The sequence below is a fragment of the Sulfurimonas sp. NWX367 genome, from assembly GCF_039667065.1.
Classification (GTDB): Bacteria; Campylobacterota; Campylobacteria; order Campylobacterales; family Sulfurimonadaceae; genus Sulfurimonas; species Sulfurimonas hydrogeniphila.
The window spans coordinates 371,595-388,859 of record NZ_JALCZM010000003.1 but is presented as its reverse complement, the minus strand read 5'-3'; the positions used below and the strand labels follow the sequence as shown (position 1 = coordinate 388,859).

Genomic DNA, 17,265 nt, shown 5'->3' with positions numbered 1-17,265 from the left:
TGCAGTTTACAAAGAGTTTGAAAGAAGATTAAAGTTGCATGATGTCAGATTTAAGTTCTCGCAGAAATTACTAAGAAAAATTATTGAACATATTACAGCTTTAAAAATTGATGATGAATTAGTACCTATAAATCCATCACCGATTCAGAAGCAAATCCTTGATATTTTTGAAAATTGAAAATGTGTGCCTTATCGCGGAAGTCAGGAATTTTTTGAGATTACTACCCAATATATAACTTTAATTCCATTAAAAACTCAACGACTTCTCGGAATTTATATTTTAGTATGGACTGAAAAGTGACAGAAAAAAGTTGCAGCAGTCGGCACTTATGTGCCGATTCCGAAGGATGTAGAGTTTCATTGATATATACCATATCTAATTTTAATAAAAAAAGCTATACAAGCTTAGCTTCGCGTTTGCCCTCTTTTATCTCCCCGATCAGGTAAGATCCTTGTGCAGATGCCAAGACTTTCTCAACATTTGCTTCTTCAACGACAAGTATCATTCCGACACCCATATTAAATGCTCTAAACATCTCATCACGAGCTACATGCTCGCTCATAAGTTCAAAGATAGGAAGAACCCTAATAGCATCTTCTTTTACTTCTGCCATTAAGTTTTCAGGCAGTACACGTGGAAGGTTTTCTACAATGCCGCCACCTGTGATGTGTGCCATAGCTACTATCTCGTTTTTAAGTGCTTTGAATGTTTTGACATAGATATTTGTCGGCTCCAAGAGAGTTTCTATCAGCGGTTTACCATGAAAGTCGTCATCAAAGTTGAGTTTCATTTTTTCAAAGAGCACTTTTCTTGCAAGAGAAAAACCGTTTGAATGCAGTCCGGAACTTGGAAGTGCTATAAGTTTGTGTCCTGCACGAACCAAGCTTACTCTGTCCATTTCAGATTTTTCTGCAACACCGACTGCAAAACCGGCAAGGTCATAGTCATCTTCGGAGTACATTCCCGGCATTTCAGCTGTTTCTCCTCCAATAAGTGCACATTCACTGCGGATACATCCCTCTGCTATGCCTGCAACGACATTGGTTGCTACATTTACATCGAGTTTTCCGGTTGCATAGTAATCAAGAAAGAAACTCGGAGTTCCAAAGTTACAGATTAAATCATTAACACACATTGCAACCAAATCAATACCTACAGTATTGTGAATACCGCTGTCAATGGCAAGTTTGAGTTTTGTGCCGACACCGTCGGTTGCCGCAAGCATGACAGGCTCTTTAAAACCTTTTGGCAATTCAAAGGCACCGGCAAATGAGCCGATGCCTCCAAGGACTCCGGGAACTTTTGTACTTTTGACAAGAGGTTTTATATTTTCTACAAAACTGTTTCCTGCATCTATATCTACACCCGCGTCTTTATACGAAATTTGACTCATTATTTTGACTCCGAATCTTGTGGTAAATCACATTTTTTTGAAATGATACAAAGTGGACAGAAGTTAGTCAAGCCCGCAATGAGAGGAATAAGTCCAAGATAGAACCATACTATGCCTGTGATTAAGCCTGCAATAATGAGAGCAAGACCAAGTGCAATGCGAAACACTCTGCAAAACTTTCTAATTTTGTTATAATCCATTTTATACCTTTAAGTTTTTATAAATATTATGTAATTATAGCGATATTAAGTAAAATTAATCCAAATATGCTAAAATCGCTTTTAATTAATCTACGGGCAAAGCCCATAACAGGAATTTAAGAATGAAAGATTTTATATATAACGAAATGATGGTACATGTACCATTGTGTACACATAAAGAACCTAAAAATGTTTTAATCATCAGTTCAAACTCGGCAGGCTTTGTGCAAGAGATACAAAAATATAAATATGATGATATCAATTGCGATGTAATTTCAGCAGATATAAATTTGCTTCGTGAGGTTGCCGATGACAAATATGATGTAGTGATCTCAGAACTTGAGACAGATGCTGCAGTTTTAGCGCATTTTAATCGTGTGTTAAACGAAGAGGGACTTTTGGTAACAGCGCACCCTTCTTTGGATGATGTACCTGAAAACAAAAGAATTATGCAAATTTTAGGCAAATATGCAAAAATCATTATGCCATATAACCTAGGTAATGGAAAAACAGCTCTTTTGGCATCAAAAGAGTATCATCCAACAGCAGATATAATTTTACAAAGAACAGATCTTCTTGACGGTTTAGAATATTACAACTGTGATATTCACCCTGCTGCTTTTGCTACCGGAAACAATGTGAGAAAAGAGTATCTGGGCATTATTAAAAACTAATGGCTTATGAGTATGCTATTGCACTGACAGGCGGCATTGCTACTGGAAAAAGTACAGTAGCCTCACTGTTGGCACTGAACGGAATGCGGGTTATTGATGCAGATACGATTTCACATGAAATTCTCGATGACTCTGTAGAATGGGTGATAGAAACTTTTGGAAGTAAGTATGTAAACGGTACAAAAGTAGACAGAACAAAGTTAGGAAGTTATATTTTTTCTCATCCTGCCGCGAAAAAAACACTTGAAGCGTATCTGCATCCTAAAATACAGGCTGAAATAGAAAAACGCAGTGAAAAGCAGGATAAATTTCAATTCCCCTATCTTATAGATATCCCGCTTTTTTTTGAAAATTCCAATTATGATATAAAAGAGAGTGTTGTAGTCTATACTCCCGAAGATATTCAACTTGAGCGTTTTATGAAACGTAACGGTTACTCAGAAGAGGAGTCTTTGAAGCGAATTGCTTCACAAATGCCGATTGATAAGAAAAAAAACAAAGCGACATGGATTATAGACAATTCAAAAAATCTCAAACATCTGCAAAATGAGGTAGAGCAATTTGTAGAGAAGATAAAGGAGATATACAAAAAATGAAAATAAGCAAATACAGTGCAAACGGAAATGATTTTGTAATATTTCATGATGATAAAAAACAAGAGCGCAACGAGCTTGCAAAAGTCTTATGCCATCGTCAAGAGGGCATCGGAGCAGACGGACTGATAGTCATCGTGCCTCATGAAAAGTATGATTTTGAATGGGAGTTTTATAATTCTGACGGAAGTCATGCGGATATGTGCGGAAATGGCAGTCGGGCATGTGCCCATTATGCGTACAATCATAACCTTGCACCTGCAAAAATGCAGTTTATGACAGGAGCCGGTGTTATTGGCGCAGAAGTCGAAGAAAATACTCCCAAAAATGCTATGGTGACAAGCGAACTGACAGCTCCTGAGATTCTTGAAACCGGTATAGAATTTGGCGGACACTCTTGGTGGCTGATAAATACAGGTGTGCCGCATTTGGTACGATATACCGACTCTATAGAAGATTTTGACACAGAAGAGGCAAGAGAACTTCGCTATGTTTATAATGCAAATGTCAATATTATGCATGTAGAAAGCGGCAATTTGAGAGTCCGTACTTATGAACGCGGTGTGGAAGATGAAACATTGGCCTGTGGGACAGGAATGGCTGCCTGCTTTTACAGAGCTTACAAAGAGGGCAAAGTCAAAAACAATATTGAGGTTTATCCGACAAGTGGCGATACACTCTATTTGGGTGTAAATGAAAAAACGATTACTTTTAAGGGGCGTGTGAAAAAAACTTTTGAAACAGAGTGGGAAGTTTAGATTGCTAGGTTACATGTAAAGCTTATAAGCTTGAGGCTTTAGCATAGAACGTACGGGTTCCGAGGGAGCGTTGAGCCTAACCTGTACATTTTTAGGAATCGGTACTTCAGTGCCGACTGCTGCAACTTTTCTGCCACTTTCAGCCCAGACTGAAGTTTGGGTTCTGAAAAAGTCGATGAAACTTAACGGAATAAGCATTGAATTCTGGGTTTCGGTACCTGCATCGGCTTTACATGTAAGCTTGTAAAGCTATTTGCAAGCTTTGTTAACGAAGTTAAAGCAAAGCCCTTTAGAGCCCTGCTGCCTCTACGATTTTTGCCTGATGGTCTGCAATAAGCGGCTCGATGATTTCATCAAGCAGTCCGCCGCTCATAATTTCATTGAGTCTGTAAAGTGTCAAGTTGATTCTGTGATCACTGATACGGTTCTGCGGATAGTTATATGTTCTGATTCTTCCGCTTCTGTCACCGGTACCTACCTGTGCGGCACGTTGTGCAGCATCTTCGGCTTGCGCTTCTTGCATTTGTAAGTCATAAAGTCTTGCTTTTAAGACTTTCATCGCTTTTTCTCTGTTTTTATGCTGTGATTTCTGATCCTGATTAGTGACAACCAGACCTGTAGGCAGGTGAGTAATGCGAACAGCCGAGTCGGTAGTGTTGACAGACTGTCCTCCACAACCTGATGAGCGCATCACATCTATTTTTAAATCATTTTCGTTAATTTCAATTTCAACATCATCAACCTCAGGCATAACTGCAACTGTGATTGCAGAGGTGTGTACCCGGCCCTGACTTTCTGTCTGAGGCACGCGTTGCACCCTGTGTGTACCGCCTTCGTATTTCAACCTGCTGTAAACCTGTTCCCCTTTTATAAGTGCTATAACCTCTTTGTATCCGCCTGCATCTGAAGGAGAACTGCTTAAAAGTTCTATTTTCCAGCCTTTTAAATCTGCATAGCGTGTATAGGCATCAAACAGGTCTCCGACAAAGATTGCCGCTTCATCTCCACCGGCACCGGCACGAAGCTCTACAATGATATTTCTGTCATCATTGGGATCTTTTGGAAGAAGGAGCATTTTTATCTCTTCTTCCAAAACGGAAACCTGAGGTTCAAGTTCTTTAAGCTCTTCTTTTGCCATATCACCCATTTCCGGGTCTGAGAGCATCTCTTTTGAGTCACTGATTTCTTCTAAAAGTGCTTTGTACTCTTTTGTCTTTTCAACGATCGGTAAAAGGGAAGACTGTTCTTTGGAAAGTTCTGTCATCCGTTTGATGTCAGAGGTGATGTCAGGTGAACTTAGCAATTCGCTAAGTTCGTTATAGCGGTTGATAAACGGTGTAAGTTTATCTGCTAACATTTGTTGCTAGCCTTATATTGCGTTTACAGATTTGTGTAGACGGCTTACTTTTCTTGCAGCAGTCTCTTTTTTCAAGATACCTTTGCTTACAAATTTGTGAATTTGCTGGTTTGCAACTTTAAATGCTGCCTGTGCTTCTTCTTTGTTACCAGCTTCAACTGCTGAACTAACTGCTTTTACGATATTTTTAAGACGAGTTCTATAGAAACGATTACGTTCGGTACGAACGAGTGTCTGGCGAATTCTCTTAATTGATGACTTGTGATTTGCCATTTAATGAGTCCTTTTTGGAATTTAAGTGCGAAATATTACCTTAAAAATAATTAAAATTAAGTTAAAGGGTGGTAAAATACTTGAAATTGTCCTGAATGTTTACTTTCAAGCTTCAAAAAAAGAGAGCGAATGCTCCTTTTGGTCTGAGTCTCTTTTTTTAAATCTTGCAAGTAAACCGGCAAATCGAATATTTTGAGTGGAGTGAATATGAAATTATTTGGCACAGACGGCGTACGAGGCGAGGCAGGTTCTTTTTTAAGTGCTCCGGTTGCTATGAAGGTTGCTATGGCTGCGGGGATTTATTTGAAATCGTCGGCAGTTACAAATAAAATACTTGTAGGAAAAGATACACGCAGAAGCGGCTACATGATAGAGAATGCTATTGTAAGCGGATTGACGGCTATTGGGTATGATGTCATTCAGGTTGGTCCTATGCCTACACCGGCCATAGCATACATTACAGAAAATATGCGCTGTGATGCGGGGATTATGATTTCTGCTTCACATAATTCTTATGAAGATAACGGGATTAAGTTTTTTAACGCCCACGGGGATAAATTTTCCAGTGAGACAGAAAAAGAGATAGAAAATATATATTTTAACGATGCACTTCTTAATAACTCCCAGGTTACAGGCAAGGCAATAGGAAAAGCAAAACGTATTGATGATGTGATAGGGCGATATATAGTACAGCTTAAGAACTCTTTTCCTGTGCATATGACACTGCAGGGAATGCGTATAGTGCTTGACACGGCAAACGGTGCAGCTTATAAAGTAGGCCCGACTGTTTTGGAAGAACTTGGTGCCGAAGTGATTGTACTGCATGACAAACCAAACGGTTTCAACATTAACGAAGACTGCGGTGCTTTGCATACAAAAGATTTATGCAAGAGTGTTGTCAGATATAGAGCCGATCTGGGAATAGCACTTGACGGTGATGCTGACAGACTTGTTGTTGTAGATGAAACCGGAGAAGCAGTAGATGGTGACCATCTTCTGGGTGCACTTGGCGTTTACCTACATAAGCAAAACAAGCTCAAAGGCGGAGGAATCGTAACGACTGTCATGAGTAATCAGGGGCTTGAAGATTACATGTCAGAAAATGGTTTGAAACTTTTTCGATCAGATGTCGGAGACAAACATGTTTTGGCAATTATGAAAAAGCAGGACATTAACTTTGGCGGGGAACAAAGTGGGCATATTATATTTAGTGATTTTGCAAAAACCGGAGATGGACTTGTAGCAACACTTCAGCTACTTGCCTTATTGAATGATAAAAAGAAAAAAGCTTCAGAGCTTTTACGACCATTTCCTTTATATCCGCAAAAACTTGTGAACTTACATGTAAAGAGAAAAAAGCCTTTAAGTGAAATTGCTTCTCTGGATGAAAAGTTGCATGCTTTAGAGAAGAAAGGAATACGGCATTTGATCCGCTACTCAGGGACAGAAAACAAACTGCGTGTTCTTTTGGAGTGTAAAGAAGCTGATATCATGAATGAAAAAATGAATGAAATCGTAGAATTCTTTAAAAAAGCGCTCAATGAATAACAGTAATAAAATGTTACGCCTCTTGGCGATATTGCTCTTTAGTATCGCAGGTGTATTTATCATCGATCAAAATATTAAAAGTCTCTTTGTTGAGGGTTTTCGTTATTATACAGAGTGTATAGATCTGATACTTGTTTACAACAAGGGTGTGGCTTTTTCAATGTTTGCATTTTTGAATGAGTATTTAAAGTATATTCAGCTTTTGCTTGTAAGTGGTGTTTTGGTATATGTACTGTACCTCAAAAAGCTATGTTACGCTTTACCGGTGGGAATACTTCTTGGAGGGGCGTTTTCCAATATTTATGACAGGTTTGTTCATGAGGGCGTTGTAGATATGGTCTACTGGCATTGCGGATTTGATTTTGCTGTTTTTAATTTTGCAGATGTGATGATAGATTTTGCCGTTTTATGGCTGCTTATTTTAAATTTCAAACCAAATTTATGCAAAAATTAATCGCAAAAAAAGCACATTTTTGGTATGATTGTCCAAAATAATGGTGTATACAATACAGATAAAAGGAAATTGATGGAAATCAAAGCAAACAAAATTAATGGTGCAAATGCTCAAATTGAAGCAACAATCTCAAGAGATGAGGTGAATGAAAAGATAGAAAAAATTGCGAAACAACTCTCTAAAACTGCGAATGTTCAAGGTTTCCGTAAAGGGAAAGTTCCTGTTGCTATTATCAAAAAGCAATATGGTGAAAAACTTGTTGAAGATGCTGAAGCAGAAGCACTTCGTGAAGTTCTTGCAAAAGGCTTGACAGAGTTAAACATTGACAGTGCATCTTTGATTGGTGAGCCGACTATTTCTAAATTTGAGAAAAGTGATGATAAAATAGAGGTAGCCGTAAAAATAGCTATGCGTCCTGAAATAAATTTAGAGAATGTAAAATCTTTTGTTCCTGATTTTGAAAAACCTGAAGTGACAGATGAAGAGGTTGAAGAGAGAATTAAGGAAATCGCTGAAAATCAAGCGCCTTTGGTTGACATCAAGCGTAACCGCAAAATGAAAGAGGGTGATACTGCTGTTATTGACTTTGAAGGTTTTATAGACGGAAAAGCTTTTGAAGGTGGTGCTGCAGAGAATTTTGAGCTTAAACTCGGTTCGGGACAGTTTATCCCAGGATTTGAAGATCAGTTGATTGGCGTAAAAAGAGATGAAGAAGTTACAATCAATGTGACTTTTCCTGAAAACTACGGTTCAGACACACTTGCAGGAAAAGATGCCGAATTTAAAGTAAAAGTAAACGGTATTAAAGTAAAAGACGAGGTTGTTATAGATGATGAGCTTGCAAAAAAACTGCTTCCTGGTGAAGAAGATGCAACTTTGGAAAAACTTAAAGAAGAAGTAAAAAAAGCACTTGAGCAGGAAAAACTTGCAAAACTTTACAATGATGAGCTAAAACCGAAACTTTTAGAGACGCTGGTTGAAAAAATTGATTTTGATTTACCGGAGTTTGTCGTAGATCAGGAAATTGATATGGCTGTCAACAAAAAAGCATCGCAAATGAGTGAAGATGAAATCAAAGAGCTTAAAGAAAACCCTGAAAAACTAGAAGAACTTCGTGAAAGCTTTCGTGATGATGCAGTAAAAAGTGTAAAAGCGACATTCATTATAGATGCGTTGGCACAGGAGATGAGTATAAAAGTAGAAGAGCAGGAAGTGATGCAGACTATCTACTATGAAGCAATGCAAATGGGTCAAGATCCGCAAAAGGCATATGAACATTATAAAGAGGCAGGGTATCTTCCGGCAATTCAAATGTCAATGGTGGAAGACAAAGTGTTAACTGCTCTCTTGAATGAAAAGTCAGAAGCGTAAGCCATGAGCTATATTCCTTATGTAGTGGAAAAAACAGGACGCGGTGAGCGTTCTTATGATATTTTTTCCCGTCTTTTAAAAGACAGAATTGTGATGCTCAGCGGAGAGGTAAATGATGCTGTGGCATCTACTATTGTTGCACAGTTTTTGTTTCTTGAAGCAGAAGATCCCGAAAAAGATATCTATTTTTATATTAACTCTCCCGGCGGTGTTGTGACTGCGGGGATGGCTATTTTTGATACGATGAACTATATTCGTCCGCATGTTGCTACGATTTGTATCGGTCAGGCTGCATCTATGGGTGCATTTTTGCTCTCAAGCGGTGAAAAAGGCAAACGCTATGCATTGCCTCATGCCAGAATCATGATACACCAGCCTTTAGGCGGTGCACAGGGTCAGGCAACTGATATCGCAATTCAGGCAGAAGAGATTCTTCGCATGAAAAAAGAACTCAATGCAATTTTGGCAGAAAATACCGGGCAAAGCATTGAAACAGTTGAAAAAGATACAGATCGTGACAACTTTATGAGTGCTGCAGAAGCAAAAGATTATGGCATGATTGATGAAGTGTTAGTTAAGAACGACAAAGAGTAGGGAGAAAATATGGCAGGTGGATTAAAATCAAAAGTACAGAAAAACTCTAATGCAAAGACAACTGTCATAAAAAAACTGGATCTAGAGAGTTCTTCGAGTGATATTGAAATTTATGCAAAAGAGGTTTTAAATGCACTTATTGCAGACAATTTACCACCTACTCCCAATAACTTTTCACTCTATTTTGACAGACTTTTGGAAGATAAAAGCGAAAATCTTCGGAAGCAGATACACTCTATTTTGGAACTTGAAGAGAACAATGATGATGAAAATACTATTGTTTTGGAACAAAATCTTAAACAGGGATTTAGTTCCATCAAGCATATTCTTACGGTAACAGCCAACCTGTACAAAAATATGTCTTTAATGATAAAAATTTTAGAAAAAAGAAAAAAAGAGCTCAGTAATGTACCTAGTGAAAAAGAGGCTGTGAATATAATCGGTATTTTAGAGGGGGATGTTTCCAAACTGAATTCTATTTTGAAAACACAAAGCTCTCAAATGAAAACAATCTATGATGATACAGCTAAAATTGTTAAAAATGTTGAGAATGAGACAATATTTGACAATCAATTCGGAGTCTATAACAAACGTTATCTGCTTACAAAAATTGAGCAGGAAATTGGGCTTATTAAAGAATTTAATCATAAAAGTTCTCTTATTATGATAGAACTTTCTCGTGAGCTCAAGAAAAGCGTCAACAATGATAAGGCGGTTTTACTGATGACCAGAACAATTGCAAGACTGCTTTTAAAAACTTCAAGACGAAGCGACATTGTGGCACATTACGGGAATGGCGTCTTTGCAATGCTGCTGAAGCATACAGATATAGAGAGTGCCCAAAAGGCAAGTGAGCGACTAAGTGATTTGGTTTCAAACTCTAATTTCTTTTTGGCAGACAGAGAAATTCATCTAAAAATTTCTATCGGTGTGACAGATGTAAATCCTGAAAATTCTGTTGAAGAGATTGTAGTCAGTGCAATGGACGGTATCCAAAAAGCGTATGAAGATAAAAACAGTGATTATGCTGTCTCATTGAGATCATAAAAAGCAGGAAAATTTTTTAAGAGATGAAGTTAACTATAGTAGAATATCCGGATAAAAAACTAAGAGAAAAATCTTGCGAAGTCAAAGAGTTTGATGATTCTTTGCATGAATTGCTCGATGCCATGAACCCTTTGATGATAAGCACAAACGGTATAGGCCTTGCAGCGATTCAGGTTGGACATCCGATTCGGGCACTTATTTTAAATATTCCTGATGAAGATGGAGAGCAGCCTCCTGAAAACCTGCTTGAAATTATCAATCCGGTTATGACGCATAAAAGCGGAGAAACAACCTATCAAGAAGGTTGCTTGAGTGTTCCCCAGTTTTATGAAGATATTAAACGATATGAAAATATTATTATAAATTATCAAGACAGATACGGGAACACAAAAACACTCGAAGCAGATGGGCTTTTGGCTATAGCTATTCAGCATGAGATGGATCACCTTGAAGGTATTTTATTTATAGACAAACTCTCCTATGCAAGACGAAAGAAGTTTGAAAAAGAGTATAAAAAAATGCAAAAAGAGAAAAAAAACAACAAATAAAATGACAATTTGTCATATTATTCCTTACATGTAAAGCATTCAGCTAAGATAGAAGCAACTAGAAGAAGGTTGATTCAATGAAAAAAGTTCGCTGTGCAACATATGAGGGAATAGATGCCAAAGTCGTTGATGTGGAATCAACTTTGACGAAAGGACTACCGTCCTTTTCTATAGTAGGGATGGCATCGACTGCTATTACAGAATCAAAAGAGCGGGTAAAATCTGCACTCCTGAGCAATGATTTTTCTTTTCCTCCCAAGAGAATTACTTTTCTTCTGGCTCCGTCTGAACTTGCAAAATCGGGTTCACAGTTCGATTTGAGTATGGCTTTGCTCATACTTTTGAATGAGAGTGATGCAGACTTGAACGGCTGGTTTGTCTTTGGTGAACTGGGGCTGGACGGAAGTGTAAAAGAAAATATTCAGCTCTATCCTTTAATTCTTTCTTTGGCAAATCAGGGGCTTATATCGCAAGCTGTTGTGCCGTACGAATCACTGCAAAAGCTGTCAAAAATTCCAAATGTTTCATTTTACGGAGTTAAAAGTGTCAATGAGGCTGTCAGTCTTTTGAAAAATCAGGAGACTGCAACGCCAAATATAGAACAAAGTGAAATTGGCTATCCGTATTATCAGTTAGAGGGACAAAGGTATTATTATACAAAAGAGTATACAGAAGATTTTATCGATGTCAAAGGACAAGAAATTGCCAAAAGAGCGGCTTTAATAGCCGCGGCAGGGTTTCATAATATTATTTTTGAAGGCAGTCCCGGGTGCGGGAAGAGTATGATTGCAAACAGACTCCGTTATATTCTTCCGCCCATGACAGAGAGTGAAATCCTGGATGTTGCCAAGCTTGAAGTTTTAGAAGGGTATGAACCGGAATTCAAACCTCACAGAACACTGAAAAATCCACATCACAGTTCTACACCGGCAAGTATTTTTGGCGGTGGCAGTCATAAGGCAAAAATAGGAGAGGTAGGGCTTGCAAACAACGGTATACTGTTTTTTGATGAATTACCGCATTTTTCAAAAGCTGTTTTGGAATCACTCAGAGAACCAATGCAGGATGCAAAAATAAGAATTTCAAGAGTCAATTCAAAGGTAGAATATCCGGCTAAGTTTTTGTTTGTAGGTGCTATGAATCCTTGCCCGTGCGGAAATTTATTAGATTCACACAAAGAGTGCAGGTGCAGTGATCTGGAAATACAAAAATACAAAAACCGTCTCTCTGAACCATTTTTAGACAGAATAGATTTAAATGTGGTGATGCAAAATGTAAATGTCAATGATTGTCCAAGTTTTTCATCAAAAGAAATGCACAAAACGGTTATTGAAGCACATATATTTTGCCAAAAACGTGGACAAAAAGTATTTAATGCACATCTGTCAGATAAAGATATGGAGAGATTTTGCAAGATGGATAATACATCCAATACAATACTTCAGACTGCCATAGAAAGGTTTGCTTTGTCATTTCGAAGTATAAAAAAAATTCAAAAAGTTGCTCGGACAATAGCAGATTTGTCTCAATCGGGTTTGATTAAAAAAGAACATATGCTTGAGGCTCTTTCATACAGAAGAAGGTAGGTTAGTAAAAGATATTTATATATCTTTTACTTTCATTCAGTTACAATGGTTGGGATTGGTATTGTATGGAGTGTGCTTAAAATGAAGAGGAGAAAAGAAATATGCATGACAGAAGAAAAAAATCAAAAATATTACCGATCTTTTTTTTATTTTTGCAGATAACTGCATTTTTCTTTGCAAGCTGTTTCTTTTATCAGTTGGCAGTTATTATGGGGGTATCGGCTAATATTACAGTGCTGATTATAGCAATTGCCAGTGTATATGCCATAATAAAATTTTTTGCCAGGTATTTTGAAATTAAAAATCGGATAAAATATATGGACTATGAATATTTCGGAAAAAAAGAGAAGTGATAAAATTTGTTTTTATGTTGTGTATAAGCCCATCTCTGCTTGTTTTGAGTGATGAGCGTCTCATTATTAAAAAGAGCAAGAAGAGAGCAGCTACACATCAGCTGTCTGTAAAAGAGAAAAAAAAGAGATTTTTGATGTTGCTGGTTCCTATTATTCGTAAAGTACATAATGAACTGATGCAAAGATATAAAAGAATTGCAAAAGATATCGCGAATAAAGAAAACAGAGAAGAGATTGAGTTCTTGAAAAAAAAATATAAGGCGACAAGTGATGAGGATTTGTTGGCACGTTTGAAACCGCATCCTGTAAGCATTGTATTGGCTCAGGCTGCTATGGAAAGTTCATGGGCTACTTCGAGATTTTTCAAAGAGGCAAACAATGTTTTTGGAATGTGGAGTTCCCATTTAAATGAAAAACGTATTGCCGCAGGTAGAAAAAGAGGTGGTACACAGACGATATGGCTAAGAAAATTTGATACACTGGAAGACGCTATACGTGCCTATTTTGAGATGATTGCAACAGGAAAGGCATATCACAGGCTTCGTCAACTGCGTTTAGAGTATGATGATCCCTATAAAATAACACAGGGTCTTGATAAGTATTCTGAAATGGGAGAGGATTATATAAAGGTGTTAAACCAGGTGATTAAGTTTAATCATTTAACGAAATATGACCGCTAAAGTATTATTTTTGGGAGCTGCTGGGTTACGGAATAAATTTTATGGCAAAGAGTAAAATGATAGAGGTCTATTTAAAATAATTTTAGTTTTTTGGTTGCAGTAGTTTATTAAGCAGTGGAATAGTTGAGATGATTTTTACATCATGAAACGCCTCTGTTTACATGTGATGTCTGGGAACATGCCTATTATCTTGATTACAAAAATGAAAGAGCAAAATATCTGGATGCTTTTTGGGCACATATTAACTGGGACAATGCTTCAAAAGTATTTGCAGATAAAGAGCAGAAGAAAGAAGAAATAGGTTCCTGATTTATAAAAACACCTGTCGGCTACACATTGTAATATGTAGCCTCAGGATGGTATACAACAAGTGCCGAAGTTGACTGCTCGGGGTGTATTTGAAATGTTTCACTCAGTTCAATTCCAAACTCTTCCGGTTTTAAAAGATTAAACAAAGGACGGTTGAGCTCCAAGTCAGGGCAGGCCGCATAGCCAAAAGAGTAGCGGCTTCCCTGATATCTGTTCATGCGTACATCGGCGAGAGTGTTTCCTTCATCTTTTGCAATGTTGAGATCAAGGCGTATTTGTTTATGGGCAATTTCGGCAAGGGCTTCAGCAAGTTCAACCCCCAGTCCGTGAAACTGGTAATACTCCGTATAATCGCCTCTGTCATATATTTCGCGCTCCGCATCACTGATTTTACTGCCGGCACTCACACAGGTTAGGGCAATGACATCATGTCTGTCATTATGAAAAAAGTCACTGAGTGCGCGGTGGGGTTTTTTTCTCTGACGCGGAAAGGTAAAAACTTCTTCGGCACGTCCTATGATGTGTTCAAGCGGTTCGCGGTTGATATCTTCTTCTTTGAACCAGCCTTCGCTTTCATCAAAAATCAAAAGGGAGGTATCATCGCTTCTGCATGGCCAGTAGCCATAGAGTATGGTCGGCTCAAAAAGTTTTTCGTCTATAAAACGCTTTTTGAGTTTTTCATAGGCGGGCCATACAACTTCATCAAGCTGTTTTTGGTAGGCTTCTTTTGTCATGCCTTTTGAGGAGTAGCCCCAGCGGGATTTGAAAAGTATTTTATGGTTTATCCATTCAAAAGCCATCTCTATTTGCTGCGAGGTAAGTTTAATTTCGCGTCTGCCCCAAAACGGCGGTGTCGGTACGGGCACATCCCGTGAAGGCATTTTTATTTCAGACAACGGCGGGATAATAACCTCTTTGACTTCTTTACGCTCTATTTCAGGTGCATCAGGATGCAGATTGGTATCAAGATTACCGGCTTCTATGCGGCTCATGGCGGTGACACCGTCAAAAGCATCTTTGCAGTAAAAAATAGGGCCGTCATACGCAGGTCGGCAAAAATCATCTATAAAGGCACGTGTAAGAGCTGCACCACCCAAAAGAATCGGAATTTTAATACCTTTGTCCTGTAAAATATTTAAGTTTTCAAGCATCACCTGTGTTGATTTTACCAAAAGACCGCTCATACCGAGAGCCTGTGCATTTGATTTTTCCAATGTTTCAAGAAAGTTGTCAAGTTCTACTTTTATACCAAGATTGATGACCTTGTAGCCGTTGTTGGAGAGAATGATATCGACAAGGTTTTTGCCGACATCATGAACATCTCCTTTGACGGTTCCAAGAATAAGTGTCGTATCTGTCTCTTTTTCGATTTTTGGGAGATAGGGTTTGAGGTGATCAACCGCTTTTTTCATTGTCTCCGCCGATTGGAGCACAAAAGGGAGCTGCATCTGACCTGAACCGAAAAGTTCGCCGACAACTTTCATGGCATCTATGAGAATCTCATTGACTATTTTTTCAGGAGCAATTTTGTGACGAGCCTCTTCCACAAGAGGAATCATTCTGTCTTTGTCCCCGTCCATCAGGAGTTTGGCTATCTTCTCTTCATCGCTCATTTTGAGATAGGCTTCATCTACCGCATCATTGTCAACTGCTTCTTTGGAGGAGAAATGTTCTATAAAAGTAAAGAGCGCTTCGCCGTTTGGTTTGCGGTTAAAAATCAAATCATCACAAATTTCCTGATCTTCTTTGGGAATCTTGTTCAGGGGAATAATATGCTTTACATTGATAATAACAGAAGTCAGTCCCGCCTCAACACAATGATGCAAAAACATAGAGTTCAAATAGGGTCTTGCATCTTTGTCCAGTCCAAAGGAGATATTTGAAAGCCCCAGGATGGCTCCGACTTCGGGATGTTTTTGTCGAAGCTGGCGAATTGCTTCAATAGTGTTAATCCCTGCATCAAAATACTCTTCATCTCCGGAACCCAAAGTAAAAGTGAGTACATCAAAAACCAGATCTTCTTTTTTGATGCCGTGACGGTTTGTTGCGAGGTCGATAATGCGCTCTGCTACTCTGATTTTGTCTTCAACAGTCTTTGCCATTCCTTTTTCATCAATCGTCAGACAGACAAGGCTCGCCCCGAATTTTTTTGCCAACTGGCAAACTGCATCAAATTTCGGTTCACCGTCTTCCAGGTTCACAGAGTTGAGAATCGGCTTGCCTCCGATATGTTTGAGGGCAGTTTCAAGCCCCTTTGTCTGGGTAGAATCGGGCATAAGCGGCAGGGCAATTTTTTGGGCATACATTGCCATGACTTCTGTCATATCTTTTGTTTCATCACGTCCCGCAAATCCGACATTGACATCAAGAACATGTGCGCCTGCACGGACCTGCTGTTGTGCAACGGAAAGCGTTCCTTCATAATCTTCTGCCAAAAGCAGTTCGCGAAAAGCTTTTGAACCGGTTGCATTGGAACGCTCTCCGACAAGCAGCGGTGCGGGTTCCTGCATAAGCGGTACGGTATTAAAGAGTGACGCGATAGAGTTTTGTTGTGAACCTGATGGCGGTTTTGGAACAACACTCGAGACCTTGTTGACAAGTGCACGGATATGTTGCGGTGTCGTTCCGCAGCATCCGCCTAAAAAGCTTACGCCGTCATACTCTAAAAATTTCTCCTGTTGTGCTACAAATTCATCAGGTCCCATCGGATAATAAGTATAGCCTCCGCGGTTTTGCGGCAGACCGGCATTGGCATGCACACTGATTGGTTTGCCCCAGAGTTCACTGAGTGTTTTGACATGTTTGAGTACCTGCTCAGGTCCTGTTCCACAGTTGAAACCAAGAGAGAGAATATCAAAAGGCTCCATAATGGTGGCAATGGTTTCGGCATCTGTTCCTATAAGCATTGTTCCGCTGAGTTCGATGGTCACAGAAACCATGATGGGGATTTCGACCTCTTTTTGTCTGCAGGCTTCCTGAATGGCATGCAAAGCAGCCTTTATCTGCAGTGGGTCCTGTGCCGTTTCAATGAGAAATACATCAACTCCTCCGTCGATAAGGGCGAGACAAAATTCAGTATAGCCTGCATACATTTCATCATACGTGATATGTCCGAGAGAAGGAAGTTTTGTTCCCGGTCCGATAGAACCAAGACAAAAACGGGGATGCTCCGGTGTTGAAAAAGCTTCACACTGTTTTTTGACAAGTTCGGCTCCGGCACGTGTCAGTTCATATGCACGGTGGCCGATGTTGTATTCATCCAAAACCCAGGAAAAAGAACCAAAGGTATTGGTTGTGATGAAATCAGCCCCGGCAGTCAGATAGGCATGAAAAATATCATTCATAATTTCAGGAGCTGTAACATTTAAGAGTTCATTGCATCCCTCATTCCCTTCCCATGCCTCTTTTGGAATTTGATCATCACGCTGCTGCAGTTGTGTACCCATTGCCCCATCGATGATAAGCGGGCGTTTTTTGATAGTTTCCAAGATGTATTGTTTTGTTGTCATATATAAAATCTTTTTAT

Annotated in this window: 17 protein-coding genes and 1 pseudogene; 13 read left to right on the top strand and 5 right to left on the bottom strand. The window is 38.9% G+C overall.

What is annotated here, in order from left to right:
* Positions 1–395: 395 nt before the first annotated feature.
* Both purM and MNY28_RS10690 read right to left on the bottom strand, forming a co-directional pair.
* Positions 396–1,394, bottom strand: coding sequence for a phosphoribosylformylglycinamidine cyclo-ligase (gene purM, locus MNY28_RS10695; RefSeq protein WP_346389830.1), 999 nt, complete (start codon positions 1,392–1,394; stop codon positions 396–398).
* Positions 1,394–1,594 carry a DUF2892 domain-containing protein gene (locus MNY28_RS10690; protein ID WP_151899275.1) on the bottom strand — a complete coding sequence of 67 codons (201 nt, stop codon included), beginning with the start codon at positions 1,592–1,594 and terminating at the stop codon, positions 1,394–1,396. Before MNY28_RS10690 ends, purM begins: the two co-directional genes overlap by 1 nt.
* A gap of 122 nt (positions 1,595–1,716) precedes the next feature.
* Here MNY28_RS10690 and MNY28_RS10685 point away from each other — a divergent pair, with 122 nt between their 5' ends.
* The 3 genes from MNY28_RS10685 to dapF are packed head-to-tail and all read left to right on the top strand — an operon-like array spanning position 1,717 to position 3,619.
* Positions 1,717–2,268: a spermidine synthase gene (locus MNY28_RS10685; RefSeq protein ID WP_346389829.1), complete on the top strand. Its 552-nt coding sequence runs from the start codon at positions 1,717–1,719 to the stop codon at positions 2,266–2,268.
* Positions 2,268–2,864 carry a dephospho-CoA kinase gene (gene coaE / locus MNY28_RS10680; RefSeq protein ID WP_151899277.1) on the top strand — a complete coding sequence of 199 codons (597 nt, stop codon included), beginning with the start codon at positions 2,268–2,270 and terminating at the stop codon, positions 2,862–2,864. The genes MNY28_RS10685 and coaE overlap by 1 nt, the downstream gene beginning before the upstream one ends.
* Positions 2,861–3,619 carry a diaminopimelate epimerase gene (gene dapF / locus MNY28_RS10675; RefSeq protein WP_151899278.1) on the top strand — a complete coding sequence of 253 codons (759 nt, stop codon included), beginning with the start codon at positions 2,861–2,863 and terminating at the stop codon, positions 3,617–3,619. Before coaE ends, dapF begins: the two co-directional genes overlap by 4 nt.
* Before the next feature lie 289 nt (positions 3,620–3,908).
* On the opposite strand, the gene prfA is transcribed toward dapF, so the two are convergent.
* Both prfA and rpsT read right to left on the bottom strand, forming a co-directional pair.
* The gene (gene prfA, locus MNY28_RS10670) at positions 3,909–4,976 is read right to left on the bottom strand and encodes a peptide chain release factor 1 (protein WP_346389828.1); all 1,068 of its coding nucleotides are present in this window, start codon (positions 4,974–4,976) and stop codon (positions 3,909–3,911) included.
* A gap of 12 nt (positions 4,977–4,988) precedes the next feature.
* Positions 4,989–5,249 (bottom strand): 30S ribosomal protein S20, encoded by a 261-nt coding sequence (rpsT, locus tag MNY28_RS10665; protein WP_151899280.1) that lies wholly within the window; start codon positions 5,247–5,249, stop codon positions 4,989–4,991.
* Positions 5,250–5,456: 207 nt separating this feature from the next.
* Between rpsT and glmM the strand changes: the two genes are divergently transcribed.
* The 10 genes and pseudogenes from glmM to MNY28_RS10615 all read left to right on the top strand — a co-directional run.
* Positions 5,457–6,797: a phosphoglucosamine mutase gene (glmM, locus tag MNY28_RS10660; RefSeq protein ID WP_346389827.1), complete on the top strand. Its 1,341-nt coding sequence runs from the start codon at positions 5,457–5,459 to the stop codon at positions 6,795–6,797.
* A complete protein-coding gene (gene lspA, locus MNY28_RS10655; RefSeq protein ID WP_346389826.1) occupies positions 6,790–7,251 on the top strand; it encodes a signal peptidase II in 462 nt (153 codons plus the stop codon). Before glmM ends, lspA begins: the two co-directional genes overlap by 8 nt.
* A gap of 72 nt (positions 7,252–7,323) precedes the next feature.
* Positions 7,324–8,622, top strand: a complete 1,299-nt coding sequence (gene tig / locus MNY28_RS10650) for a trigger factor (protein WP_346389825.1) — start codon at positions 7,324–7,326, stop codon at positions 8,620–8,622.
* 3 nt (positions 8,623–8,625) lie between these two features.
* A complete protein-coding gene (gene clpP, locus MNY28_RS10645; protein ID WP_151899284.1) occupies positions 8,626–9,216 on the top strand; it encodes an ATP-dependent Clp endopeptidase proteolytic subunit ClpP in 591 nt (196 codons plus the stop codon).
* Positions 9,217–9,225: 9 nt separating this feature from the next.
* A complete protein-coding gene (locus tag MNY28_RS10640; RefSeq protein ID WP_151899285.1) occupies positions 9,226–10,263 on the top strand; it encodes a GGDEF domain-containing protein in 1,038 nt (345 codons plus the stop codon).
* A 23-nt stretch (positions 10,264–10,286) separates the two neighbouring features.
* Complete coding sequence (gene def / locus MNY28_RS10635) at positions 10,287–10,811, top strand: peptide deformylase (RefSeq protein WP_346389824.1); 525 nt, start codon at positions 10,287–10,289, stop codon at positions 10,809–10,811.
* 77 nt (positions 10,812–10,888) lie between these two features.
* Positions 10,889–12,397, top strand: a complete 1,509-nt coding sequence (locus MNY28_RS10630; protein ID WP_151899287.1) for a YifB family Mg chelatase-like AAA ATPase — start codon at positions 10,889–10,891, stop codon at positions 12,395–12,397.
* 101 nt (positions 12,398–12,498) lie between these two features.
* The gene (locus tag MNY28_RS10625) at positions 12,499–12,750 is read left to right on the top strand and encodes a hypothetical protein (RefSeq protein WP_151899288.1); all 252 of its coding nucleotides are present in this window, start codon (positions 12,499–12,501) and stop codon (positions 12,748–12,750) included.
* Positions 12,751–12,764: 14 nt separating this feature from the next.
* Positions 12,765–13,430, top strand: coding sequence for a glucosaminidase domain-containing protein (locus tag MNY28_RS10620; RefSeq protein ID WP_151899289.1), 666 nt, complete (start codon positions 12,765–12,767; stop codon positions 13,428–13,430).
* Positions 13,431–13,568: 138 nt separating this feature from the next.
* Positions 13,569–13,739: pseudogene (locus MNY28_RS10615) on the top strand (Fe-Mn family superoxide dismutase); the annotation flags it as partial.
* Between the two features lie 20 nt (positions 13,740–13,759).
* Here the strand turns inward: MNY28_RS10615 and metH are convergent.
* Positions 13,760–17,248, bottom strand: coding sequence for a methionine synthase (gene metH, locus MNY28_RS10610; protein ID WP_151899290.1), 3,489 nt, complete (start codon positions 17,246–17,248; stop codon positions 13,760–13,762).
* Between the last annotated feature and the right edge of the window lie 17 nt (positions 17,249–17,265).